Source organism: Roseateles sp., from assembly GCF_052436255.1.
Lineage (GTDB): Bacteria > Pseudomonadota > Gammaproteobacteria > Burkholderiales > Burkholderiaceae_C > Pelomonas.
Genome location: NZ_JBQVNP010000036.1, coordinates 1 through 25,166, shown reverse-complemented (window position 1 = coordinate 25,166; position 25,166 = coordinate 1). Strand labels below are relative to the sequence as shown.

The following is a 25,166-nucleotide window of genomic DNA, read 5'->3' as shown; positions in this document are numbered from 1 at the left end:
CCCGTTCTTCATTCAGCGACCTGGCTTGCCGCTCACCATTCCAGCTTCAGCGTATACGCGCCCGTACCGCTGTAGCGCAACACCTGCACGTACAGCGTGATGGCGCCGGAGCCGCCATTCGCATACGAGGTGCTGTCTGTCAGGCCGGCCGCCCTCTCGCTCTTGGCCAGCGTGGTGCCCGCGCTGTTCTTCACATAGAGGTCAAAGTCCGGCGTGCTGCCCATGCTCAGCGTTGCGCTCAGCGTCTTGCCGGCCGGCAGTGTCACCTTGAAGTAGTCGGTGTCGCTGCTGGAGCCGATGCTGCCCGCCACGTTGGCCGGTGCCGACACGGTGTTGGCCGTACCGATCGTGCCGTTGGACTCGGTCTCGTTGACCGTTGGCAACTGGGTGCCGGTGATGGCCTGGACCGCCGCCTGCGCGTTCAGGATGCCCGTGCCGCAGCCCGAGCAGCTGCCCGGGAAGGCGCGCGCGCTGCTCTGCAGGGCCGCCTTGATCTGGTCCGGCGTTGCGCTGGGCTTGGCGCTCAGCATCAGCGCGGCGACGCCGGCCACGTGCGGCGCAGCCATGGACGTGCCCTGGTAATAGGCGTAGCTGTCCGCCCCAGGCGCCTTGGTGCCGGCGTTGAGCGTGCTCAGGATGCCGTTGCTGGCCGACGAGCGCACGTCGCCGCCAGGTGCGGCCAGCGCGACGACGTTGCCGTAGTTGGAGTAGTAGGCCCGCGCGCCGTTACGGTCCGTCGCCGCCACGGCGATGACGCCGGAGCAGTTGGCCGGGTTGGAGTTGCTGGCGTTCTGGTTCTCGTTGCCGGCGGCCACGACGACGACGCTGCCGCGCGAGCGGGCGCTGTTGATCGCGTTCTGCGACGTCGTGTCGCAGCTGCCGCCGCCGCCGAGTGACAGGTTCAGCACCTTGGCTGGCGTGGCGTTGGCGGGCAGGCCGCTGACGGTGCCGCCGGAGGCCCAGATCATGCCGTCGGCAATGTCGGACGTGTAGCCGCCACAGGTCCCCAGCACGCGCACGGTCTGCAGCTTGGCGTTGAACGCGATGCCTGCGATGCCGGCGCCGTTGTTGGTGCGCGCGGCGATGGTGCCGGCGACGTGCGTGCCGTGCCAGCTGGAGTTGCTGGCCGGATCGCCCGCCTGGCATTGGTTGGCGTTGGTCCAGTCGCCAGGGTCGCTCGGGTCGCTGTCGCGGGCGTTGCCGTCGTTGGAGACGGCGGTGTCCTTGATCATGTCGTAGCCTGCGACCAGTTGGCCTGACAGATCGGCATGCGGGCGAATGCCGGTGTCAAGGACCGCGACGACAACGCCGGAGCCGGTCGCCAGGTCCCACGCGGCCGGTGCGCGGATGCCGCCGGTGTTCTCGTACAGATCCCACTGCGAGTTGTAGCTCGTGTCGTTGGGCGTCAGCAGCGGGTACATCTTGCGGTCGGGCTCCGCGTAGGCGATGTTGGGGTCGGCGGCCTGCAGTTCCGCCGCGACGCGTTGCAGGTCGCTGTGCGACAGCGCCTTGTCGAGCTTGAACACGTGGGCGCCAGTGCCCATCTGGCGCATCAGGCCGGCCCTGGCACCGCGCAGTGCAAGCACCGCGTTCAGTGCGGCCTCGCGAGCCGACATGGTGTGCGCAGCGACGCTGCGGGCGCGCAGCACGCGGGCATCGGTGGCATCGGCCTCGGCCGCGTCGCGGTAGCCGATGATCAATCGGTCGGTGACGGGTGCTGCGCGCTGCACGATGCTGGCGAGGCCCTGATCGACTTGGGCGCTGGAAACGCCGGCCTGGGCTGCGCCCGCCGCGGCGAGGCTGCAGGCCAACGCGAGCAGGGTTCTCTGGTTCGCAAAAACAAAACTCATCTTGGTGGTTCCGAAAATTCGCCGTGGCGGACGGCGACCGGCTCGGCCCATGGGATCTCCACGCGAAGCGCCGCCGTTTTTTTTCAGCTTGCCGGTCGGGCTCGTCATCCCAACAGCTCCCACATCACACCACCGGCCAGGCGCCATCCGAAGCGGAACGCAGTGTGTTCGTCGCACGAAGGCGGGCTTGTCACCAGCCGCAGTGACAGAAGTCACCCGAGCGGGGAACCACGGATGACAACCCCCGTGACGAATGGCACGCACACGCTCAAACGCGTGATTCGTGCCGGGGGCAATTCAGCTGCAGTTTTCAGCGAGTCGTCGCCTGCCACCGGCAACTCATCGCTTGCTCCTTGGGCCCGCTCAGTCGGGCACCTAGCCTGAGCACAGGTCGACGTCATTCACGTCGATTTCCGGACCCAACCCCAAGGAGCTCGTCATGTCCAATCGCTACTCGATCGCCCAACGCACACCGTCCCTCAACAGCCTGTTCGCGGGCCTGGCCTGCATCATCTCGCTGACCCTTACCGCCGGTCCCGCACTGGCCCAAACCGAAGAGATGGGTCGCGTCGAGATCAGCGGCCGCGTTGTCGAAGCGCCTATCCGCTACGACGTGCAGGCCAACTGCAAGGACATCAAGGACCAGCTGCAAGACGCACTCAGCATGACCTGGCTGCGCGAGGCCCGCTCCGGCGAGGTCCAGGTGCAGTTCGCCATCGAGAACGGCGAGGTCGGCGGCGTCGAAGCAAAGGGGATTTCCAACAAAGTCGCGGGCCAGGTGCGCAACGCGGTGAACCGCCTGGACTGCGGCCAGCAGTCCGCCAGCGGCACGCAGATCTACAGCTTCAGCGTCGACTTCATTGACCCGGACGCTCCTGACAGCCATGCGCGGTACGCCAAGGCAAAGCAATCCGGCTCGCGCATCGCCCTGTTCAGCCGTTGAGCCCCTGAAGCGCCTGGGCCACCGCCGTATCCAGCACCTGTAGCGGCAGCCCGAGCCGCGCCGCAGCGCCGCCAGCGACCTCGTCGCGCTGGGCGGCGGCCCAGACCGGCGCCGGAAAGTGGCTGTCCCAGTCGAAGCGGGCGATGACGTGCCAGTGCAGGTGCGGCACGACATTGCCCAAGCTTGCAATATTGACCTTGGTCGGCACCAGCAAAGACCTTAGAACCCGCTCGATCTCGGTGACAGCGTCCATGCTGGCGTGTCTATCGGTGACCGGGAGGTCGCTGAACTCGGCGACATGGTCCTTCCAGATCAGGCGGTAGAAGGCGGGGAAACGGCGCGCCTCGTCGCCATCAATGACGCGCACGACGCGAAACTGCGGCATGCGGGCAACGACGAGGCCGCCGTCGGTGGTGCACAGCGGACAGTTCATTCGATTCAGCCTTTCAAGACCCAGCCGACAGACAGCACATAGCGGCTGCCGCCTTCCACACACGTGACGCTGTGCTCGCAGGCGTCGGGACGGAAGAGTTTGATGCGCCGGCTCTGCCAGATGGGTGTGGCGCAAACGAACTCACCGCCACGCGGTGAGTTCTTCAGCACGATGTTGAGCCGGTAGTGACGCCCGACTTGCACCGGATCTGTGTGGGGCGGAACGGCGCTGCCGGCGGGATAGCGGATCAGGTAGCTGTCGAACGGTAGGGGCCACGGCGCCGTCAGCAACAGCATCTTGTCGTAACCGCTGCCCTGGCGCCCACGCTGCCACCGCAAGGCGCAGCGCAGGTAGCCCGACAACGTCACACCAGCACCCGCTCGATACCGCCGTTATTGGCCTTGGCCACGTAGTCGGGCATCCAGTTCGGGCCGAGGATCTGGTTGGCCATCTCGACGACGATGTAGTCCGCCTCCAGCAGTCCGTTTTGCAGGTCGTTGCCGTAGCGGCTCAGACCTTGCAGACAGCTCGGGCAGGAGGTCAGGATCTTCAGGTTCTCCTGCGCTCCGACCTTTCCGGCCTCACGCAGTGCCGTCTCTGCCTTGCGCAGTTCCTCTTCCTTGCGAAAGCGCACCTGCGTCGAGATGTCGGGCCGGGTCACGCCCAGCGTGCCGCTCTCGCCGCAGCAGCGCTCGTTCTTGACGACGTTCTCGCCCACCAGCGCCTTGACCGTCTTCATCGGCTCCTGCAGCTTCATCGGCGAATGGCAGGGGTCGTGGTACAGGTAGCTGGTCTTGGAGCCCAGCGTGATGCCCTTCTCCAGCAGGTACTCGTGGATGTCGATGATGCGACAGCCGGGGAAGATGTCCTCGAACTTGTAGCCCTGGAGCTGGTCGTAGCAGGTACCGCAGCTGACCACGACGGTCTTGATGTCGAGGTAGTTCAGCGTATTGGCGACGCGGTGGAAGAGCACCCGGTTGTCGGTGATCATCTTCTCGGCCTTGTCGAACTGGCCCGAGCCGCGCTGCGGATAGCCGCAGCACAGGTAGCCGGGCGGCAGCACCGTCTGCACGCCGGCATGCCACAGCATGGCCTGCGTGGCCAGGCCCACCTGGCTGAACAGACGCTCGGAGCCGCAGCCGGGGAAATAGAACACGGCCTCGGTTTCGCTGCCCAGCGAGGGCGGGCGAATGATGGGCACGTAGTCCTTGTCCTCGATGTCCAGCAACGCCCGCGCCGTCTTCTTGGGCAGTCCGCCAGGCAGCTTCTTGTTGATGAAGTGGATGACCTGTTCCTTGACAGGCCCGAGGTGATGCGTCGACGGGGGCTGGTTCGTCTGCTTGCGGCCGGCCGGCTTGAACAGGTCCACTGCAAAACGCTGCAACTTGAAGCCGACGTCCACCATCGCCGCACGCGCCAGCTTGATGGTCTGCGGGTTGGTCGCGTTCAGCATGAACATGGCCGCGGCGTTGCCAGGCCGGAAGCTTTTCTGGCCCATCTTGCGCAGCAGATTGCGCATGTTCATCGTCACGTCGCCGAAGTCGATCTTGACCGGGCACGGGCTTTCACACTTGTGGCAGACCGTGCAGTGGTCGGCCACATCTTCGAACTCCTGCCAGTGCTTGATCGACACGCCGCGGCGCGTCTGCTCCTCGTACAGGAAGGCCTCGATCAGCAGCGAGGTCGCGAGGATCTTGTTGCGCGGGCTGTAGAGCAGGTTGGCGCGCGGCACATGGGTGGCACAGACAGGCTTGCACTTGCCGCAGCGCAGGCAGTCCTTGATCGAATCGCGGATGGCCCCGATGTCGCTCTGCTGCATGATCAGCGACTCATGCCCCATCAGGCCGAAGGACGGCGTGTAGGCATTGCGCAGGTCGGCCGGATGCGCGGCATCTCTCAGCAAATTGCCCTTGTTGAAGCGGCCTTCCGGGTCGACACGCTTTTTGTAGGCCGTGAAGTTGGCCAGCTCGTCGTCGGTCAGGAACTCCAGCTTGGTGATGCCGATGCCATGCTCCCCGGAGATGACCCCGTCCAGCGAGCGCGCCAGCGTCATGATGCGCGCCACGGCGGCGTGGGCCGTCTGCAGCATCTCGTAGTTGTCGCTGTTGACAGGGATGTTGGTGTGCACATTGCCGTCGCCGGCATGCATGTGCAGGGCCACCCAGACGCGGCCGCGCAGCACTTCCTTGTGGATGCGCCGGCACTCGGCCAGCAGCGGCTCGAAGGCGGCGCCGTTGAAGATGAGCTGCAGGGGCTTGAGGATCTGCGACTTCCACGACGCGCGCAATTCGTGGGTCTGCAGGCCCTCGAAGAATCCGGTGTCGATGCCGTCCAGCCACCCCTGCCACAGCCCACCCACCTCGCGCAGCAGCGCAAGCGCCTGCTGCACGCGATCCTCCAGCAACTCGGCGCTGGGAATGTCGCCGGCGTCGTCGCTCTTGCCCAGCGGCAGCTTGCCGGTCGTGAACAGCCCTTGCAGCGCCGTCACAAGTTCAAGCTTGTTGCGCAGCGACAGCTCGATGTTGATGCGCTCGATGCCCAGCGTGTATTCGCCCATGCGGTGCAGCGGGATCACCACGTCCTCGTTCACCTTGAACGCGTTGGTGTGCTTGCTGATGGCCGCAGTGCGCTTGCGGTCGAGCCAGAACTTCTTGCGCGCATCCGGGCTGACGGCGACGAAGCCCTCGCCCGAGCGGCCATTGGCCAGGCGCACGACCTCGCTGGTGGCGCGCGCCACGGCATCGGCGTCGTCGCCGACGATGTCGCCCACCAGCACCATCTTCGGCAAGCCGCCACGCTTGCTCTTGGTGGCGTAGCCCACCGCCTTGAGGTAGCGGTCGTCCAGGTGCTCCAGGCCGGCCAGCAGCACACCGGTGTCGGCGATCGAGAACATGTAGTCCTTGATGTCGACGATGCTGGGCACGCAGTCCTTGGGGTTGCCGAAGAACTCCAGGCAGACCGTGCGCACATGGGCCGGCATCTTGTGCACGATCCAGCGCGCGCTGGTGATGAGGCCGTCGCAGCCTTCTTTCTGGATGCCTGGCAGGCCAGCGAGGAACTTGTCCGTCACGTCCTTGCCCAGGCCCTCCTTGCGGAAGACGCTGCCGGGGATGTCCAGGCGCTCGGTCCTCTCGAGCTTGGTGCCCGACGCGTCGAAATAGCGCAGCTCGAAGCTGGCCACCTCCACGTCGTGGATCTTGCCGAGGTTGTGGTTCAGGCGGACCACCTCCAGCCACTTGGCCTCGGGCGTCACCATGCGCCAGGAGGCCAGGTTGTCGAGCGCGGTGCCCCACAGCACGGCCTTCTTGCCGCCGGCATTCATCGCGACATTGCCACCGATGCAGCTGGCCTCGGCCGAGGTCGGGTCCACGGCGAAGACGAAGCCGTTGGCCTCGGCCAGATCGGCCACGCGCTGCGTGACGACGCCGGCCTCGCTGAAGATGGTCGGCACCTGCCGGTCAAGTCCCGGCAGCTGCAGCATCTCGACGCCGCGCAGGGCTTCGAGCTTCTCGGTGTTGATGACGGCGCTGTTCCACACCAGCGGGATCGCGCCACCTGTGTAGCCGGTGCCGCCGCCGCGCGGAATGACGGTCAGGCCCAGCTCGAAGCACGCGCCCACCAGCCCGGCCATCTCGGCCTCGGTGTCGGGCGTCAGCACGACGAAGGGGTACTCGACGCGCCAGTCGGTCGCGTCGGTCACATGCGACACACGCGACAGACCGTCGAACTTGATGTTGTCCTTGGCCGTGTGCCTGGCGAGCGCCTTGGACGCGCGCTTGCGCAGCACCGCCACGCGTTCGAACATCGTCGCGAAGTCCGCCACCGCGGTGCGCGCCGCCTGCAGCAGCTCGCCCACCGCCGCGTCGCGCTGCGCATCGGCGCCCGCATCGCGGCGCTTTTCCACCTCGGACAGGCGGTGATGCAGCGCCTCGATCAACTGGCCGCGGCGCTTGGGGTTGTCCAGCAGGTCGTCCTGCAGATAAGGGTTGCGCTGCACCACCCAGATGTCGCCCAGCACCTCGTACAGCATGCGCGCGGACCTGCCGGTGCGCCGCTCTCCGCGCAGCATGTCCAGCAGCTCCCAGGCCCGGGAGCCGAGCAGCCGGATGACGATCTCGCGGTCCGAGAACGATGTGTAGTTATAGGGAATTTCGCGCAGGCGAGGCAGGTCGCTGGCGTGGAGTGTGTCGGGCGCGTCAGCGGCGGCCGGCATCAGGGGATGCGGGGCATTCATAGAGGGAAAGGATCGTATCGCAGGGGGTTTGCCGCGCAGAATCAAGGGCATGCAGACTTGGCCCTACCCCTTGTGGCTTGCGCATCGCGGCGCGGGCAAGCTCGCCCCTGAGAACACCCTGGCCGCATTCCGCGTCGGCGCAGGTCTTGGCTACCGAGCCTTCGAATGTGACGTCAAGCTCAGCCGGGACGGCGAAGCCTTCTTGCTGCATGACGACACGCTGGCGCGCACCACCAGCGGCAGCGGCTCGCCGGCCGACCTCGACTGGGCCGACCTGGCGCGCCTGGACGCCGGCACCTGGCACAGCCCGCCCTTCGCCGCCGAGCCCCTGCCCCGCCTGGCGCAGGTTGCCACCTTCTGCCAGGCCAACGGCTGTGCGCTGAACATCGAGATCAAGCCCTGTCCCGGCGTCGAGCGCCTGACCGGCGAAGTGGCCGCGCGCGAGGCCAAGCGCCTCTGGGCCGGCAGTGCCTTGCCGCCGCTGCTGAGCTCGTTCAAGACCGAGTCGCTGGAGGGCGCCCGTATCGCGGCCCCCGCCCTGCCCCGGGCGCTGCTGCTGGACCGGCTCTGGGACGGTTGGCAAGCCGCCGCCGAGGCGCTCGACGTCGTCGCCGTCATCACGAACTGGCGCCTGATGGACGCGGCGCTGATCGAGCGCCTGCATGCCCAGGGCCGGCGGGCGCTCGTCTACACGGTCAATGACGCAGACGTCGCCCGACGGCTGATCACGGACGGCATCGACGGGATCATCACTGATGCCGTGAATCGACTGGGCGGCAACTAGTCGTTTCTCAGCTGCTGGCGATTCGCAAGATCCGGGGCTGTTGAATCTAGGGATACCCGGTGCATCCGTGACAGGTGGCCCTCATCAGTTCGTTAGGGATGGCGTGGCGCAGGACGCCACGACGCCTAACTGGAGAGCGCCATGGGAAGCATCAATGTGTCCGTCGGACAAGCGCAGATCGACTACGGGAACTGGGTAGGACTGACACCCGAGATAAAGCGGCTGCGGCGCGAGATACGCCACGATCCGCGGCGCACCCGAGAGTGGCAGCGCAAGAGAGCGAGCCTCGCGACCCTCATGCACGAGTTGTCCAAGCCGGGCCGACATTGGGGTCGCGCAATCATGGACGGCAAGCCGACGCGCATGGCGTCCATTGCAGTCGATGGCGTTGACCACTACGCGACCGTATCGGTCGACCTCCCCGTGCACGAAGAACGCCCTGGTGAGGCGGTCCCTCGACGTGGCACGGTCACCGTCATGCTGCAGAACTCGGCAGGTGCGCTGACGACCTTCATGCAACATGTGGAAGTCGTGGTGGACAACATCGCCTGGACGGCGGCTGTGGCGGAGATCGTCGTCGAAAGCGTGGGCCTCTTGCTGCAGAAGGCACTCGCTCGAGCCGTTGCGCGCTTGGTGGCCCAAGACGTCGCGGTCGCGATGGAAAATCTTGCCGGCGATGCAGGTGCAGTCGCTCGCGAAGTGGAAGGGGGCATGCAGGTCGGCGGCGCGCTCGTCAAGTTCGGCAAGGCCCTGCGACTTATCCGCCTTGGGTTCCGGGCGTTCGGCGTAGTGGCAGCGTTTGCGTTCGTCGCAAACCAGGTCGCCAACCGATTCAGCCGCGTGACGGGCGGCGTGGCGATGATGAACCTGACATCGCATGACTTGCAGTGGCGAGTGTCCTACCTCGGAATTGACACGCTGTGGGACGCCCACAGCCCGTCAGCTCCTACGGACTGGCACGATTTCCTCAAGCCGCAGCGCAAGGGTCGCACGGTGAACGGTCACTATGTCGACATGAGTGAGGCAGCGGAAGTCGGCTTTGTGCTGACGAACACCGCCGGGCCCGTGAGCGTGCTGCCGATAGAGCTCTGTTTGGACCTCCGCATCAAAGCCACTGGTCAGCTCCTGGGCACGTTCCTCTGGAACGTGCGAACGGCCGGGGCAAACCGGATGGCCTTCTTGCCAGAGGTATCAGGGAGTGCTGCGGTGTTCAGGGCGCAGGAGGAACGGGGCACCGAAGGCTTCGAGTTCTCCAGAAGCGTCATGGTGAACGACGCGCCGCTCACCGTTTCGCTGACCACCGACGCGGTGCTCGGTGTGCCCACGAGCCCTGGTGAGCGCGAACTCTGGGGTCGAAACTATGTAGTGCGGCTTGAGCTCACTGAGGACTCGGCCTGGTTGGTCAATCGGCAGAGCGGCAGGGCATTGACGGCTCGGGAGGACATGATCTCCCAACAGCCGCTCAACGCGGAAGATCCCACCCAGGAATGGATGGTGTATCGCGCCGAGCAGGGCGACGCCCTGATCAACAGGGGCTCAAAGAAAGCGCTGGATTTCGACCTGAACAATCACCGGTTGGTGATGTGGAACTTTCATGGCGGCACGAACCAGCAGTGGAAGTTGCCGAAGCCACCTGCACCTGAATCGCCAGCGACGGGGACCATCGGCAACGCTGCGATGCCTTTGTTCGTCGTGGAGGTCGAGCGCTCGCAAAACCTGTCAGAAGCTGTAAACGCCGCGCCAAACATGCTGGTTTTCAACGATCACCAGTCATGGACGGTTCAGAGTGGGCCGATCTGAGACAGCTCGTGCGCAGCCTGGCTGGCCGTTCCGCGCAGGCGGCCAAGGAGATCAAGTCTTTGATCTCCGACAGCGTCGAGCGGGTCGAGCAGGGGAATGTGCTCGTTGACCAAGCTGGCGTCACGATGGTCGATGTGGTGAGCTCGATTCAGCGAGCCACCAGCATCATGGAGGAGATCAGTGCTGCCAGCGCGAAACAGGGTGCGGGCGTCGCCCAAGTCGGCGAAGCCGTCGGGCAGATGGATCAAGGCACGCAGCAGAACGCAGCGCTGGTGGAGCAAAGCGCGGCCGCTTCGGAAAGCCTGAGGATGCAAGCACAGCAGTTGGTGCTAACCATGGCAGCCTTCACGGTTGCGCAGCAGCGATAGGCCGGGAGGAGCAGGGGCGTGCCCTCAAAAGGGGCCAGCTGAACGCACGCGCCGGTCAGAGACATTGACGCCAATGCCTGTCGGTGACGCGCGTCGCTCACAGGCGCTTTGGCGGGGCGCTGGCGCTCGTGCCAACAACTCGCGCTCGTCTGCTGTTGGCTCCTATGCGGCCTGAGTCTGCTGTGCTTGCCTGTGCACACTCGGCCAACGCCCCGCACGGCGCACTATGAAGACCGCCCCTAACATGCCTCACCGAAGGAACGCTCATGCAGCTCATCGTCTCGGCCGGTCTCATTCTGATGGTTGTCGTGTGGGGCGCCATAGACCCCGCATCGCTCGGGAGCGTGTTCGACACACTGCTGAGCGTCATCACGCGCGACTTTGGCTGGCTCTACCTGTGGATCGTGCTCGGCCTCGTCGTGCTGGCCGTGGTGCTGGCGTTCAGTCGCTACGGCGATCTGAAGCTTGGCCTGGAGGACGATGAGCCGGAGTTCTCGCTGGGATCGTGGTTCGCGATGCTCTTCGCGGCCGGCATGGGCATAGGCCTGGTGTTCTGGGGCGTGGCAGAGCCGATTTCCCACTACGGCAACCCACCACCCGGCATTGCGCCCGCAACCCCCGAGGCCGCCAACGCGGCGATGCGCTACAGCTTCTTTCATTGGGGGCTGCATCCGTGGGCGGTCTACAGCGTCGTGGCGCTGGCGATCGCGTTCTTCCAGTTCCGCAAGGGCGGTTCGGCCCTGGTCAGTACAGCCGTGCAGTCACTGCCGTGGGCGCCGCTGAAGCGGCTCGGCCCAGCAGCCAACGTTCTCGCGGTGATCGCAACGGCGTTCGGCGTGGCTGCATCGCTCGGCATGGGTGCCTTGCAGATCAACAGTGGCCTGTACTCGCTGACCGGCCTGCCCGTGAGCAGCACCTCGCAGGTGGGCATCATCCTGGTGACGACCGTGCTGTTCCTCGCGTCGGCCGTCACAGGAGTCAGCAAAGGCATCAAGTGGCTGTCCAACCTCAACTTGACCTTGGCCGCCCTGCTGACACTGGCTGTTTTCGTCATGGGCCCGACAGTCACGATCATCGACACCTTCACCAGCACGCTGGGCAGCTATGCGAGTGAGCTCGTGCGCATGAGCCTGCGCATGACGCCCTTCCGCGACAGCAACTGGGTCAGCGGTTGGACGGTGTTCTATTGGGCGTGGTGGGTTAGCTGGTCACCGTTCGTGGGCCTGTTCATCGCGCGTGTCTCGCGGGGTCGCACGATTCGCGAGTTCATTTTGGGCACGGTATTGGCGCCAACCCTGGCGGCGTTTGCATGGTTCTCGGTATTCGGCGCCACCGCTCTGAACCAAGAGATCGCGCAGGGTCTTCCGATTGCAGAGGCCGTGGCGGCCGATGTTTCCACCGCCATGTTCGTGATGTTCGACGCCTTGCCCCTGGGCGGGCTGCTGTCGGGCATGGCGACGGTGCTGGTGCTGGTGTTCTTCGTGACCTCGGGCGATTCCGCCACGCTGGTTCTGGGAATGATGAGCACCGGCGGCAAGTCCAACCCCAGCGCGCGCGTCAAGCTCGTCTGGGGTGCCCTGGTGTCGGGTATGGCCATTACCCTCTTGCTGGCCGGGGGCGTCAAGGCAGTGCAGACCGCAACCATCGTGTTTGCGCTGCCCTTCACGCTGGTGATCATCCTGATGGCGGTGGCCCTGTGGCGCGGCGTGCGCGACGACTGGAATGAGGAGCAGCGGCGCGACCGGGCACTGCGTCGGCGCATGCGCGAGATGGTGGACAGATCCACCCAGCCATAGCCACACATGGCCCGCCGAAGTCGGCAGCCACTGCACGGAGGGATGCAGGCGCCGAGCTTCGGCGAATTCTGCGTCGCCCGGCTGGCCGCCAAGCGGCGGTGGGCCGTGTCACTTGAGTACGAATCTCGCGGTGCCCAACGGCTTGCCAGCATCGGTGACGACTGCGATGACCTTGGTGCCCGGGGCCACATTGAACGCGCCGGTGGCTTCCAGCTTGTCGCCGGCCGGCTTCAGATCCACCTCTTGCTTCTCCTTGCCGGCAAGCAGCGTGAGCTTGGCGCTGGCCTTGGACACGTCGCGCAGCTTGCTGCCGTGGTCTTGCACATAGAGCTGCAGCACCGTGGGCTTGGCCACCAGCTCGTAGTCGGCCGCCTTGCCGGGCGCAACGATGCCACCCTTCATCGGCTGGTGGTTGCCGCCAGCGAGAGCGAGGGTGCTGGCGCCGCCAAGCGCGGCCGCGGCGGACAGGGCGAGGAGCTTGCGTTTCATGGTGTTTCCTTTCGATGGGGGAAGGGGTCAAAGTGCTTCCGCGTTCGGCGTCTTCTGCAGGCGCTCGGCGTCGACGCGTCCGAAGAGCCAGAACATGGCAGGGGTCAGGAAGGTGTCCAGCAGCGTGGCGCTGATGAGGCCCGAGAAGATCACCACCGCCACGGGATGCAGGATCTCGGTGCCGGGCTGCTCGGCCTCGAACAGCAGCGGCGCGAGCGCGAAAGCGGTGACGAGCGCCGTCATCAACACCGGTGCCAGGCGTTCGAGCGAGCCGCGGGTGATCATCCTCACGCCGAAGCCTTCTCCCTCGAAACGCATCAGGTTGATGTAGTGGCTGACCTTGAGGATGCCGTTGCGCACCGAGATGCCGGCAAGTGTCACGAAGCCCACGAGTGCCGCTATGGACAGCGGCTGCCCCGACAGCCACAGCCCCACCACCGCCCCCACCAGCGCAAGCGGAATGTTCGCCATGATGAGCAGCGACAGGCGCATGGACTGGTAGCGGCTGTAGAGCACGACAAACATCAGCGTCAGCGAGACCAGTGACAGCAGGCCGACGAGCCGGGACGCCTGCTCCTGCGCCTGGAACTGTCCGCCGAGCGTCACGAAGTAACCCTCCGCCAGTTTTGTCTCGGCGACGACGCGGCGGATGTCGGCCACGATCTCCGACAACGCGCGGCCCTGGGCGTTGGCTGATAGCACGATGCGGCGCTTGCCGTCGTCGCGGCTGATCTGGTTGGGTCCGTCGCTGTCCTCGATGCTGGCGATCTTGGACAGCGGCACGCGGCCAGTGGGCGTCTCGATCATGATGTCTTGCAGCCCGCTTGCGGAGCGGGCGGACTCGGGCAGCTTGACGACCAGCGCGAAGCGACGGCCGCCCTCGACGATCTGCGTGATGCGTTCGCCCTCGACCAGTCCCTGCAGATGGGCCAGCACCTGCGGCGCCGGCACGCCGTATTGCGCGGCGGCGCCGTAGTCGATGCGCACCTTGATCTGCGGCGCCAGCACCTGCTTCTCGATCTCCAGGTCGGCCAGACCTGGGATGGCTGCCAGCCGGGCGCGCAGCACGTCCGCCTGGCCACGCAGGGTGTCCAGGTCTTCGCCAAAGATCTTGATGGCGATCTGCGAGCGCACGCCCGACAGCATGTGGTCGATGCGGTGCGAGATGGGCTGGCCGATGGAGATGGCGGCCGGCATATTGGCAAGCCTGGCGCGGATGTCCGCCGAAATTGCAGCGATCGGACGTTGCAGCTCGCCCGTCGGCTTCAGGCCGATGTCCAGCTCGCTGACATGCACGCCCTCGGCATGCTCGTCCATCTCCGCGCGGCCACTGCGACGGCCTACATGCGTCACTTCTGGCACCTGTTTGATGAGCACTTCGGCTTGGCGTGCCAGCGCCGCCGTCTCGGCCAGCGTCACCCCGGGGTTCAAACGGATACCCACCATCAGCGTCCCCTCGTTGAAGGGCGGCAGGAAGCTCGTCGGAAAGAACGGCACCGCTGCCAGCGACAAAAACACCGCCACACCGCCGACGGCCAGCGCGCGCTTCGGGTGGGTTAGCACCCTTTGCAGGCCGCTCGCATAGTGGTGCTTCAGCCAGGCCAGCAGCTTCGTGTCGCCATGCACCAGTGACTTCATGCCCGGCAGCAGCAGCGATGACAGCACCGGCGTCACCGTCACCGACACGACCAGGCTGGCCAGTGTCGAGACGATGAAGGCGATACCCAGCGGAATGAAGAGCCTGCCTTCCATGCCCGGCAGCGCGAACAGCGGCACGAACACCAGCACGATGATGACCGTCGCGTACAGGATGGCCGAGCGCACCTCGATCGTCGCCACGGACACCAGCTCCAGCACCCCAGGCCGCTCGGACTCGGGCTTGGCCAGCGCCTCCTTCATGCGGCGCATGACGTTCTCCACGTCCACCACGGCGTCGTCCACCAGCCCGCCGATGGCAATCGCCAGGCCGCCTAGCGTCATTGTGTTGATGGACAGGCCGAAGTACTTGAACACCAGTGCCGTGATGAAGATCGACACGGGGATGGCCGTCAACGCGATGACCGTGGGCCGCAGCGTGCCGAGGAAGAAGTACAGGATCGCCGCGACGAACACCGCTGCGCCGGCCAGCTTCCACTTCAGGTTGTCGATGGAGGCCTCGATGAAGCTGGCCTGGCGGAAGGTCACGCGTGGCGCCGCCATGCCGGCGGGCAGCGAAGTCTTCATGCCCGCCAGGGCTTCCTCGATGCTCCGCGTGAGCGCGAGGGTGTCGGCGCTGGGCTGCTTTTGGATGCCAAGGATGACGGCCGGCTTGCCCTCGAAGCCGGCGTCGCCGCGCTTTGGCGCCGCAGCGAAGGTCACCTCGGCGATCTGCCGCATCAGGATGGGCTGGCCGTTTCTGGCCGTCAGCGCCAGGTTCTTCAGGTCATCCAGGCGCGACGTGCGGCCGATGTTGCGGATCAGGTACTCACGCCCGTTCAGCTCCAGAAAGCCGCCCGCCGTGTTGGACGAATAGCCCTTCAGCGCTGCGCCCATCTGCTCCTGGGTGACGCCCAGCTCGGCCATGCGGCGCGTGTCGGGCTGGACCTGGAACTGGCGCACTTCGCCACCGATTGGGATGACTTGGGCAACGCCCGGCACCGCCATCAACCGAGGCCGCAGCACCCAGTCTGCGTACTCCCGCACCGCCATGGGAGACATGTTCGCCGTGTCGACCGGGATCGCGATCTGCAGAATCTCGCCCATGATGGAACTGATCGGCCCCATGTGGGGCACGACGCCTTCCGGCAGGCCCTCCTCCATGGACGTGAGCCGCTCCGACACCATCTGACGCGCACGGAAGATGTCGGTTGGCCAATCGAAGGTCACATAGACGAAGGACAGGCCCGCCGACGACACCGAGCGGATGGTCTCCACCCCCGGCAGACCATTCATCGTGGTTTCGAGCGGAAAGGTGATGAGCTGCTCGACCTCCTCGGCGGCCATGCCGCCCGCCTCGGTCATCAGCGTGACCGTGGGCTTGTTGAGGTCGGGGAACACATCAACCGGCGTACGCGACAGCGTCCACGCGCCATACGCCATCAGCGCGACGCCAGCGACGAGGACGAGCAACCGGTTGGCCAGGCTGCTGGCCAGAAGCCACTTGAACATGGTGCGGCTTCCTTCAGCGGATCTGGTTGATGAGCGTGGCGCCCTGCGTCGCCACGCGGTCGTCCGGTTTCAATCCGGACGTCACGGCGACGCTCAAACCGTCCAGCGGTTCGGCCGCGACGACACGCGGCTCGAACTTCTCCGGTGCTGTCTTGACCCAGACAACGGTCTGGTTGGACGGGTTCTTCATCAGCGCCGCTGCCGGCACGGCCATGCCTTTCAGCGTCGTGCGGGTCTGCACGAGCACCTTGACGGGCTGCCCCAATGACAGAGACGACAACGCCGTGCCCTGTGCACGGAAGCTCAACGGCAGCGCCTGCTCGCGCAGCGAACGCGCGGCGCCGATGAATTGCAGCGGCACGCGCGTCGACCCCACGGCCAGGCTCGCGCCGGCGACATCGCCCGCCAACGCGGCGTCGAAAGCCAGCGCCTCCACGTTCAGCCTCGACGGATCGACCACTTCGAAGACAAGCTCGCGCGCATCCACGACCTGGCCTGCCGCGGCTTGCGCCGACGCGATGACGCCAGAGACCGGGGCCACCAGCGCCTCACGCGCTCCAAGGCCTGCGCTGACCGCAGAGGCTCGCGCCGACAGGCTGGCCAGCTCGGACTCTGCCGCCTCGATCTCCTTGCGCGGCACCGTATCAACGAGGTCCTTCAGGCGTGCGAGTCGTTTGGCGGCCAAGTCCCGACCGGCGCGCAGCTCAGCGAGCTGCGCCGCAAAGTTGGCCCGCTCGATTGGCGCTGCGGACGCGGCGACATAAGCCAGCACTTCGCCCTTGCGCACGGCCTGGCCGAGCGAGGGAAGCCCCTTTGGGCCGGCCTCGATGCGGCCGGCCGTCGTGGCCTGCACCTTGCCGCCAGCATTCGGGTCCATCAGCACGCGTCCCGATAGCTCGACGGTGCGCGCCAGGTCGGCCAACTCCACCCGCATCGTTCGCACGCCCATCTGACGCTGCGCAGGCTTGGGCAGGAAGACGCTGCCATCGGGCAGTCGGCTGGGGCCATTGGCTGTGGCGGCCGGGCCGGAGTCGCCATGGTCGTGGCCATGATCGCCAGCGGCCCAGGCGGTGGCTGCGGCGAACAGCATGAAGGGGAGCAGGTTGCGGCGCATCACGCAGCACCGCCCGCGTGGCGTGCGGCGCAGGCGCCGCGGGCAATCCACCCCAGGGCAAGCAGCGCCGCGCCCGCGGCCAGCGCCCAGCCCAGGGACTCCTTCCAGAACGGCGAACGGGCCGCTACGGCGCCGTCAGCTTGCACGTCGAACTCGCCGGCCAGGATGTCGACCTCAGCGCCGGCCGTGACGGTGGCAGTCACCGGCGTAAGGCCAGGCCTCAATGCTTGCGCGATCGACCCTTCGAATTCACCATCGGCGACTTCCTTCAATGCGACTTTCGCGCCGCCGACTTCAAGATCCAACCTGGCGCCCTTCACCGGCACGTTGTCGGCGAAGCCGTCCAGGTAGACCGTCAGCAGCCCGCCCTTCGCGACACCGACCAGTTCGAACAGCTCGGAGGAAGCGGTGACGCGTGGCAACGCGGGTGCTGCTGCGTTGGACGTGGGACCGCGGTCGTGGCCGTCAGCGGACAGCGCGGGGACACACAGCATGGCGAGGGCCAGCGCGAGGGCCCGATGCGATGTCTTGTTCATCATGAGATTCATGTCTTGCTCACTCGGGCAATTGCCCCACGGCCTGGCGAAGGTGGGAGACGGCGGCGTCGCGTTCGACGCGGCTGCGGGCCGCCTGGCGCTCGGCCTCTACGGCATCAAATTCGATGCGTAGGCGGGTCGGCAGGTCGGTCTCGCCGAGGCGGAAGGCCTTGTCGAAGAAGCGCCGCGATTCACGGGCCAGGTCGGCGCGCCGTTCGGCAGCCGCGTGGGCGTTCTCCAGCGCGGTGACGCGGGCCCTGGCAGCATGGGCCTGCGATCGAACCCGTTGTTCTTCGATCTCCAGCTGGCTCTGCGCCTCCAGCAGGTCGGCACCCGCCGTGGCGATGCGTGACTCGCTGGCGCCGGACTGGCCGAGCGGAATGCGAACACCCACAAGAACGCTCTGCCTGTGGCGCTCGCCAAGGCCGCCGCGTTCGCGAGCGGCGCCGACGGTCAGCTCCGGGTTGGGGCGCGACTGCACGACAGCCAGGTCGCGCTGTCGACGTGCCAATTCCGCCTTGGCGGACAGCTCCGCAAGGGCGGGATGCCTCGGCGGATCGCCGTCGGGCAGACGCTCGGCAACGCCCCCGTCATCGCCACCTACAAGCGGCAAGCCGGTCAGCGCGTTCCACGCTTGGGCGGCGTCCGTCATGGCCACACCCGCCTCGGCGAGGGCGCTTTCGGCGGCGGCAGCGGCAGCGTCTGCCGCGTGGCCGTCAGCGCGCGCGAGGTCGCCGGCCTGGACGCGACGGGACACGTCGGCTGCCATTTGTTGCGCACCGGCCAGGCGCTGCTGCGCAAGCTGCTGGTCGATGCGCGTGCGCTGATACGCCCAGTAGGCGTCACGCACCTCGCCGGCCAGGCGCCATTGCCAGGCGAGCAGCTGCTGGTCGAGCAACGCGGCGCCAGCGGCAGCTGCGGCCCGGGCCCGGGGGCGCTCGCCGGGCAACCACAACGGCACGGCGACTGTCGCGTCGTACTCGCGTGCGCCGTCGTTGCGCGTGATGCGGTCGGTTCTCGCGCCCATCTCCAGCGCGGGCGGTTCGGGCGTCCAGCGGCTGGCTGCGGCCGCAGCCGCTGCAGCGGCTTCCTGGCGCAGCGGCGCCGCGCGCTGCTCTGGCTTGCGGGCCCACGCAGCGTCAAATCCCAGCTTGATGGGAGATGGCGCTTGGGCCAGGCCTGGCGACGCCCACAACAAGGCGGTGGCTGCCAGAACGCCGGGCCAAGCCCAGTGTCGGGTTCTCATCGGAAAGATCTCGTCATGCAGGCGAGCAGCGGTGCTCGCAGTCAGAAACCCGACGAGGGGCGGCGCTGTTGGGCGCCGGCAGATCCGCCTCGTCAGCCTGTCAGGCGACGCGAGCTACAGGCGGGCGAAGCAGGCTGCCGACCGGTGGGTCGGGCAGGTAGCGGTCGTAGGCCGGTGTGGGCTGATCGGCAGCCCATGCGGGGCCCGAGTCGACAGCGCTGGAGACGATGCCGGCGCAAAGGCCGTGGCAGGCCTCGCAATCCGGATGGTTGACGGACAGGGCATCCGCGCCGCCGTCGTCATCAGCGTGGCCAGCAGCCGTGTCCAGTGCGGCCTGATGCTCGTGCTGGTGATGGCCGAAGTGGGTGCCGTTCGGCTCATGCTCGCAAACGCTCCCGGCGACAGCCCAGCTCCATTGGAGGGGCAGCAGCACCATCATGAAGATGAGGAAGAGGCGACGCATGGCTGGGAGGAGTCTAGTCGTTCGGCAACCCAGATCATTTCGCGCTGGCAATGAACCGCTTCACGGTCTGCGCCACTGGGAGCGGCTGCACGGCTTGCGCTCGTGCTGCGCGGCAAAGCGGGGAGCGCTTCGCGCCTGGCGGCCCGTGGACACCGCACGTCGCTGCGGCTTTCTGGCGTCCGTAGGCCATCGCCACGATCTCCATGGCCGGGGACGGGCTCGAACCCGCCGGCATCACACAGCAGCCGGACGGCTCCCACCCATGACGACGGGCTCAGCCACGAGGCTGCCGCGCCAGCGCGGGCATGGTGGCGTCAATCGCGACGAGCAATGTTCCATGGACCCTCACTGCTAAAGTCGCACGCCCAAGGGCGTCTGCCGCAAGTTCGCGGCGAAACGACGGACCTTTTGCCACATCTGTGCCCGATTCGATTTCCGACGCTTCGCCACCGACTCCCATAAAGCCTCGTCGTCGCAGCGATATGGCCACGCTGGCCGATGTTGCCCGCGAGGCCAATGTTTCCGTGATGGCGGCGTCCGTCGTACTCAACGGTGCGAAATCAGCCACGAGAACGTCGGCGGAGACGCGCGCGCGCGTCGTAGCGGCTGCCGAACGATTGAACTACCGCGCGAACGCTGCGGCACGCGCCTTGGCGAATGGTCGAGCGAATGCTGTCGGCATCGTTGCAAGTCACTGGAAGGAGGACGCAAACCTCTACTTCATGGAGGTTTTTGGCGGGATCATTGAAATCGCGACCACCAGCCAACAGACTGCGGCGGTTTTCATGCTGCGGGGCTGGGAAGAGGCCCAACTCAGAATCGCCGAGGTATGCGACGGCCGCATTGACGGCCTCATCCTCGTTGCGCCCTACCTTGGCGCGGGCTCCTCCGCTTGGATGCCCAAACACATCCCGATCGTCAGCTTGCACTCCGAAAGCGCTCTCGACAATGTCGTGAATTTGGAGCCCGAAGAGGAGGTGGGATCCTTTGAAGCCGTGAGCCAGATGCTGGCGATGGGCCATCGAAGGATTCTTCACGTCGGTGGTCCCGCAGGATTGCTCGGCGCTGAGCGGCGACTGGCGGGTTACCGCCGCGCCTATGAAGCTGCGGGCTTGGAGCCCCCTGAGGGGCACGTTATCCGTTCTTCGTTCAATACCGACGGGGGTCGCGACGCCATGCTTGACTGGCTGCGTCGGCAGCGTGGTGCGCCCAGGGTGCAGGCGGTTTTCTGCGGGAACGACGCCATCGCGCTCGGGTGCATTCAGGCGCTCTCAGAGCAGGGGCTGCGAGTACCCGAGGACGTCTCGGTCGTGGGGTTTGATGACATCTGGTTCGCACGCGCGGCGCGCTTGACCACCGTTCGCCAGCCGCTGCATGCAATGGGCAGGCGAGCGATGGAGGTGTTGATGGAACAGATTGACGCCAAACGTGAGAGTGGCCAGTGGCAGCGGTCAGGCAACGTCGTGCTGCCCACCGAGTTCGTGCAGCGTGCGACGCTTACGCCGCCCCGCTGATCAGGGCGCGATCACGTCCAGCCTGAGGCTCCTGCCCCCGGTCGCCCGCAACCTCGGATGATTCGAAGAAGCCGAGCGGATCGTGGCTGAAAACGCCCTGACTTTCAAAGAAGCCGTCCTCCACACTTGGTGGTGCGGAAGCGGCAATACCTCGAATCAGGTCCGCCAGGAAGGTATTGGGTCCAGTCATAGCAGTTCTTTGTTAGTCCCATTGAGGGCAGCAACCAATGGACAACCTCGCAAGTGAATTAACGCTAGTTCACGTTGCAGAGAATAATTTCTTCGTCCCAAAGATGGCCTAGGGCAAGCCCCAATGGGCGTAGCGGACGCCTTCAATGCCGGCCGTACCGCCGCAGCCCATCAGCACGCCGGAGCATGCAAACCCGCGCTGCGTGCTGAGCGATTTCGAGAGCGCTCGTGCGCGCAGGTGGCGCGTCCCACGTCGTCCACGGGCCCTCCTGAGGCGGTATTACCGAAACATTGTTTCGACCTGACGCGACCTCTTTTTTATCCATTCCGCGTAAACTGGTCAGTCCAATTGAATCGATCGGACATGACGCCCTCCATCCCAGCCAACTTAGAAGGCAAGACCATCCTCATTACTGCCGCGGGGCAGGGGATTGGAAGAGCTAGCGCCCTGGCCTGCTTGGCCGCCGGCGCCGACGTGATCGCCAGCGACATCCAGGCGGATGCATTGGCAAGCCTGATGGCCGAAGCCAGCCACCCTGCTCGCCTGCGCACCACAATCCTGGACGTGCTCGACACCTCGGCCGTCCAGGCATTGGCTGCGGAGCTTGCGCCCTTGCATGGCCTGTTCAACTGCGCCGGTGTTGTGCACCACGGCAGCGTGCTGGACTGCGACGAGGCCGCCTGGGATCTCAGCATGGACCTGAATGTGAAGAGCATGCTGCGCACGCTGCGCGCCTTCCTGCCCGGCATGCTCGCCCAAGCGCAGCGCACGGGCGGCGGCGCCGCGGTGCTGAACATGGCATCCATGGCCTCGTCGGTGAAGGGCTTCCCGAACCGCTTCGCCTACGGCACGACCAAGGCCGCCGTCATCGGGCTGAGCAAGGCAGTGGCCGCCGACTACGTCAAGCAGGGGTTGCGCTGCAATGCGCTGTGCCCCGGCACGGTGGACACCCCTTCACTGCGCGGCCGCATCGCCGCAGCGGCCGACCCTGAGCAGGCCGAGAAGGACTTCATCGCCCGCCAGCCCATGGGCCGACTGGCGACGGTGGAAGACATTGCGCCGCTGGTCGTCTTCCTGCTCAGCGACGCCTCGCGCTTCATCACCGGCCAGGCAATCAGCGTGGACGGCGGAGTGACGATCTGAGCTCACCCCGTCCTGCACGCCCCTCTTCACGCCCACAACAGAACCACCCATGAAACTCCTTCGCTATGGCCCCCCGGGCCAGGAACGCCCCGGCCTGCTCGACGGCGACGGCCACGTGCGCGACCTCTGCGCGCACGTCGACGACATCGACGGTGAGGCGATCACGCCCGCCGGCCTCGAACGCCTGCGCGCCCTCGACCCGGCCACCCTGCCGCTGGTCGAAGGCACGCCGCAGCAGGACCTGCGCCTCGGCCCCTGCGTCGGCCGCGTCGGCAAGTTCATCTGCATCGGCCTGAACTACGCGGACCATGCCGCCGAGTCAGGCCTGCCGGTGCCCACCGAGCCGGTGGTTTTCGCCAAGTGGACCAGCGCCATCTGCGGCCCCGACGACGCGGTCCGGATCCCGCGCGGCTCGGTCAAGACCGACTGGGAGGTCGAACTCGGCGTCGTCATCGGCCAAGGCGGCAGCTACATCGAGGAGGCCGACGCCATGAAGCATGTCGCCGGCTACTGCGTGATCAACGACGTGTCCGAGCGCGAATGGCAACTGGAGCGAGGCACGCAGTGGGACAAGGGCAAGGGCTGCGACACCTTCGGCCCCATCGGCCCCTGGCTGGTGACCGCCGACGAGGTGGCCGACCCTCAGCAGCTTGACCTGTGGCTGGAGGTCGACGGCCGCCGTTTCCAGAACGGCAACACGCGCACCATGGTCTTCAACGTCGCACAGATCGTCAGCTACCTCAGCAAGTTCATGAGCCTGCAGCCAGGCGACGTCATCTCCACCGGCACGCCGCCCGGCGTCGGCCTGGGGCAGAAGCCGCCGCTCTACCTGAAGCCCGGCCAGACCATGCGCCTGGGCATTGAAGGCCTGGGCGTTCAGACCCAGAAGACCGTCGCCGCCTAACGCAGCCATGACACGCATCACCAACCTGCGCACCGTCGACGTGCGCTTCCCCACGTCCCAGCACCTCGACGGCTCGGACGCGATGAACCCCGACCCGGACTACTCCGCCGCCTACGTCATCCTGGAGACCGACCAGCCCGGCCTCCAAGGCCACGGCCTGACTTTCACCATCGGTCGCGGCAACGAGATCTGCTGCAAAGCCATCGAGGCCATGCGGCATCTCGTCGTCGGCCTGGAGCTGAGCTGGATCGCCGCCGACATGGGCCGCTTCTGGCGCCATGTCACGTCCGACAGCCAGCTGCGCTGGATCGGGCCGGACAAGGGCGCCATCCACCTGGCCACCGGCGCCGTCGTCAACGCCGTGTGGGACCTGTGGGCCAAGGCCGAGGGCAAGCCGGTGTGGCAGCTGGTGGCCGACATGAGCCCGGAAGAACTCGTGCGCTGCATCGACTTCCGCTACATCACCGACTGCATCACGCCCGACGAGGCGCTGGCGCTGCTGACCCGCGCCGCCGAAGGCAAGGCGGAGCGGCTGGTCACGCTCATGCGCGAGGGCTACCCCTGCTACACGACCTCCGCCGGCTGGCTGGGCTATCCCGACGACAAGCTGCGTCGGCTGTGCCAGGAGGCGGTGGACGCCGGCTTCAACCACGTCAAGCTCAAGGTCGGCCGTGACCGCGCGGATGACATCCGCCGCCTGCGCATCGCCCGCGAGGTGCTGGGGCCGGAGCGCCAGTTGATGATCGATGCCAACCAGGTCTGGGACGTGCCGGTGGCCATCGACTGGCTCAAGGACCTGGCCTTCGCCAAGCCCTGGTTCATCGAGGAGCCCACCAGCCCCGACGACGTGGAGGGCCACCGCGCCATCCGTGAAGCCATCGCGCCCATGCGGGTCGCCACCGGCGAGATGTGCCAGAACCGCATCCTGTTCAAGCAGTTCATCATGCGCGGCGCCATCGACGTGGTGCAGATCGACAGCTGCCGGCTCGGCGGTGTCAACGAGATCCTGGCCGTCATGCTGATGGCCGCCAAGCACGGCCTGCCCGTGTGCCCGCATGCCGGCGGCGTGGGCCTGTGCGAGTACGTGCAGCACCTGTCGATGATCGACTACCTCTGCATCGCCGGCACCCGCGAGGGCCGCGTCATCGAGTACGTGGACCACCTGCACGAGCATTTCGTCGATCCCTGCGTGGTGCGTGGCGCAGCCTATATGCCGCCCACGGCGCCGGGCTTCTCGATCACGATGAAGCCTGCGTCGCTGGCGCAGTACCGCCACCCGGTCGGGGTGCAGCGTAGCGATTGATCGCACCTGGTAGGTGTTTCCACCGGTAAGACCACGTGAATATTTTACGATACTGGTATTACCAAAAACGCACCACCAGAGGTGCCCTGCCGGAGACACGACATGCTCAGAAAAATCAAACTCTCGCTGGGGGCGGCGCTGGTTGCCGCTGCACAACTGGCCGCCGCCGATGTGGCGGAGGTCAAGGTCTCGAACGTGACTCTGTCGGTCGCGAATGGTGGATGGTGGTATTACCTCCCGGTGGAGGTGGACTGGCAGCCTCAGTCTGCCGGCACTAGCGTCGGCCTGCAAAATCCCAGCTTCCTCGACGGCACGACGGCCTGGCATGGTCGTGCCACGGGCTCCTCGGTGATGGACGGTGCTTCGATGGCCATGGCCTCGATGACCGCCAGAACCTCCGGCAATCATCTGGAAGGTGTGACCGCGCAGGCCAAGGTCGACGTGAGCGGCGGACAGGCCGGCTGGGCGTTCGCCAAAGTCATCGACAACCAGATCCTGGTGGCAGCCGGCTCGACCATCACTGTCAGCCTGAAGCTGGACAGCTTCCTCGCCAATGGCGCGATGTCGCAGGCCAACGCGTACATCGAACTGTGCAGCACCGACTTCACGACCGACACCTGCCTGCCCGCCAACTACGCTGAAGCCGTCGTCTTCGGCGACATGATGTACGGCGGACCCGCCACGCTGACCGCCAGCTGGACCAGCCCTGCCGAGGCCAACACCTGGGCCAAGTTCCGAATCGGTCTGACGGCCTCCGCAGATTCCTTCGCGACACCCGTGCCCGAGCCGGCAGCCGCCGCCCTGTGGCTGACCGGCCTGCTGGGTGTTGGCGCCATCGCCCGACGCCGCCGCCCACACTGAGCGCCGTACTCGCCCAGCGCCTGACCCGTCGCGCGGCCTCGTCGAGGC

General features: G+C 66.4%; 20 protein-coding genes and 1 pseudogene. 10 read left to right on the top strand and 11 right to left on the bottom strand.

All coding sequences use genetic code 11. The features are described from left to right. Positions 1 to 32: 32 nt before the first annotated feature. On the bottom strand, positions 33 to 1,850 hold the full coding sequence (locus ACT6S0_RS10850; protein ID WP_444763902.1) for a S8 family peptidase: 1,818 nt from the start codon (positions 1,848 to 1,850) through the stop codon (positions 33 to 35). A 439-nt stretch (positions 1,851 to 2,289) separates the two neighbouring features. Here ACT6S0_RS10850 and ACT6S0_RS10845 point away from each other — a divergent pair, with 439 nt between their 5' ends. Next, positions 2,290 to 2,793 carry a hypothetical protein gene (locus ACT6S0_RS10845; protein ID WP_444763901.1) on the top strand — a complete coding sequence of 168 codons (504 nt, stop codon included), beginning with the start codon at positions 2,290 to 2,292 and terminating at the stop codon, positions 2,791 to 2,793. Here the strand turns inward: ACT6S0_RS10845 and ACT6S0_RS10840 are convergent. Genes ACT6S0_RS10840 through ACT6S0_RS10830 form a run of 3 tightly spaced genes read right to left on the bottom strand, consistent with a single transcriptional unit; the run spans position 2,783 to position 7,460 of the window. Then, the gene (locus tag ACT6S0_RS10840; RefSeq protein WP_444763900.1) at positions 2,783 to 3,226 is read right to left on the bottom strand and encodes an HIT family protein; all 444 of its coding nucleotides are present in this window, start codon (positions 3,224 to 3,226) and stop codon (positions 2,783 to 2,785) included. The genes ACT6S0_RS10845 and ACT6S0_RS10840 overlap by 11 nt on opposite strands. Positions 3,227 to 3,231: 5 nt before the next feature. Further along, positions 3,232 to 3,594, bottom strand: a complete 363-nt coding sequence (locus ACT6S0_RS10835; RefSeq protein WP_444763899.1) for a 2OG-Fe(II) oxygenase — start codon at positions 3,592 to 3,594, stop codon at positions 3,232 to 3,234. Further along, a complete protein-coding gene (locus ACT6S0_RS10830; protein WP_444763898.1) occupies positions 3,591 to 7,460 on the bottom strand; it encodes a DUF3683 domain-containing protein in 3,870 nt (1,289 codons plus the stop codon). The genes ACT6S0_RS10835 and ACT6S0_RS10830 overlap by 4 nt, the downstream gene beginning before the upstream one ends. 49 nt (positions 7,461 to 7,509) lie before the next feature. On the opposite strand from ACT6S0_RS10830, the gene ugpQ reads away from it, so the two are divergent. The 4 genes and pseudogenes from ugpQ to ACT6S0_RS10810 all read left to right on the top strand — a co-directional run bounded on the left by ugpQ (position 7,510) and on the right by ACT6S0_RS10810 (position 12,208). Continuing rightward, positions 7,510 to 8,244: a glycerophosphodiester phosphodiesterase gene (ugpQ, locus tag ACT6S0_RS10825; RefSeq protein ID WP_444763897.1), complete on the top strand. Its 735-nt coding sequence runs from the start codon at positions 7,510 to 7,512 to the stop codon at positions 8,242 to 8,244. 141 nt (positions 8,245 to 8,385) lie between these two features. Continuing rightward, positions 8,386 to 10,044, top strand: a complete 1,659-nt coding sequence (locus ACT6S0_RS10820) for an RICIN domain-containing protein (protein WP_444763896.1) — start codon at positions 8,386 to 8,388, stop codon at positions 10,042 to 10,044. A gap of 5 nt (positions 10,045 to 10,049) precedes the next feature. After that, a pseudogene (locus tag ACT6S0_RS10815) lies at positions 10,050 to 10,412 on the top strand (methyl-accepting chemotaxis protein); the annotation flags it as partial. Between the two features lie 266 nt (positions 10,413 to 10,678). Beyond that, a complete protein-coding gene (locus ACT6S0_RS10810) occupies positions 10,679 to 12,208 on the top strand; it encodes a BCCT family transporter (protein WP_444763895.1) in 1,530 nt (509 codons plus the stop codon). Positions 12,209 to 12,316: 108 nt separating this feature from the next. Here ACT6S0_RS10810 and ACT6S0_RS10805 read toward each other — a convergent pair whose 3' ends face one another. The 6 genes from ACT6S0_RS10805 to ACT6S0_RS10780 form a co-directional block, all read right to left on the bottom strand. Next, the gene (locus tag ACT6S0_RS10805; protein ID WP_444763894.1) at positions 12,317 to 12,697 is read right to left on the bottom strand and encodes a hypothetical protein; all 381 of its coding nucleotides are present in this window, start codon (positions 12,695 to 12,697) and stop codon (positions 12,317 to 12,319) included. Between the two features lie 27 nt (positions 12,698 to 12,724). After that, positions 12,725 to 15,844, bottom strand: a complete 3,120-nt coding sequence (locus ACT6S0_RS10800) for an efflux RND transporter permease subunit (protein WP_444763893.1) — start codon at positions 15,842 to 15,844, stop codon at positions 12,725 to 12,727. A gap of 13 nt (positions 15,845 to 15,857) precedes the next feature. Continuing rightward, a complete protein-coding gene (locus ACT6S0_RS10795) occupies positions 15,858 to 16,958 on the bottom strand; it encodes an efflux RND transporter periplasmic adaptor subunit (RefSeq protein ID WP_444763892.1) in 1,101 nt (366 codons plus the stop codon). Continuing rightward, on the bottom strand, positions 16,958 to 17,506 hold the full coding sequence (locus tag ACT6S0_RS10790; protein ID WP_444763891.1) for a hypothetical protein: 549 nt from the start codon (positions 17,504 to 17,506) through the stop codon (positions 16,958 to 16,960). The genes ACT6S0_RS10795 and ACT6S0_RS10790 overlap by 1 nt, the downstream gene beginning before the upstream one ends. Before the next feature lie 7 nt (positions 17,507 to 17,513). Further along, a complete protein-coding gene (locus ACT6S0_RS10785; RefSeq protein ID WP_444763890.1) occupies positions 17,514 to 18,740 on the bottom strand; it encodes a TolC family protein in 1,227 nt (408 codons plus the stop codon). 100 nt (positions 18,741 to 18,840) lie between these two features. Continuing rightward, positions 18,841 to 19,203 (bottom strand): hypothetical protein, encoded by a 363-nt coding sequence (locus ACT6S0_RS10780; RefSeq protein ID WP_444763889.1) that lies wholly within the window; start codon positions 19,201 to 19,203, stop codon positions 18,841 to 18,843. 482 nt (positions 19,204 to 19,685) lie between these two features. Here ACT6S0_RS10780 and ACT6S0_RS10775 point away from each other — a divergent pair, with 482 nt between their 5' ends. Beyond that, a complete protein-coding gene (locus ACT6S0_RS10775; protein ID WP_444763888.1) occupies positions 19,686 to 20,717 on the top strand; it encodes a LacI family DNA-binding transcriptional regulator in 1,032 nt (343 codons plus the stop codon). Here the strand turns inward: ACT6S0_RS10775 and ACT6S0_RS10770 are convergent. After that, positions 20,701 to 20,907: a hypothetical protein gene (locus ACT6S0_RS10770; protein WP_444763887.1), complete on the bottom strand. Its 207-nt coding sequence runs from the start codon at positions 20,905 to 20,907 to the stop codon at positions 20,701 to 20,703. The two genes, ACT6S0_RS10775 and ACT6S0_RS10770, sit on opposite strands and share 17 nt — an antisense overlap. Positions 20,908 to 21,270: 363 nt before the next feature. Here ACT6S0_RS10770 and ACT6S0_RS10765 point away from each other — a divergent pair, with 363 nt between their 5' ends. The 4 genes from ACT6S0_RS10765 to ACT6S0_RS10750 all read left to right on the top strand — a co-directional run bounded on the left by ACT6S0_RS10765 (position 21,271) and on the right by ACT6S0_RS10750 (position 25,118). Next, positions 21,271 to 22,050 (top strand): SDR family oxidoreductase, encoded by a 780-nt coding sequence (locus ACT6S0_RS10765; RefSeq protein ID WP_444763886.1) that lies wholly within the window; start codon positions 21,271 to 21,273, stop codon positions 22,048 to 22,050. Between the two features lie 49 nt (positions 22,051 to 22,099). Continuing rightward, the gene (locus ACT6S0_RS10760) at positions 22,100 to 22,954 is read left to right on the top strand and encodes an ureidoglycolate lyase (RefSeq protein ID WP_444763885.1); all 855 of its coding nucleotides are present in this window, start codon (positions 22,100 to 22,102) and stop codon (positions 22,952 to 22,954) included. A gap of 7 nt (positions 22,955 to 22,961) precedes the next feature. Continuing rightward, entirely contained in the window at positions 22,962 to 24,257 is a 1,296-nt protein-coding gene (locus ACT6S0_RS10755; RefSeq protein ID WP_444763884.1) for an L-fuconate dehydratase, read from the top strand. A gap of 102 nt (positions 24,258 to 24,359) precedes the next feature. Next, positions 24,360 to 25,118 (top strand): hypothetical protein, encoded by a 759-nt coding sequence (locus ACT6S0_RS10750; protein ID WP_444763883.1) that lies wholly within the window; start codon positions 24,360 to 24,362, stop codon positions 25,116 to 25,118. Positions 25,119 to 25,166 lie beyond the last annotated feature (48 nt).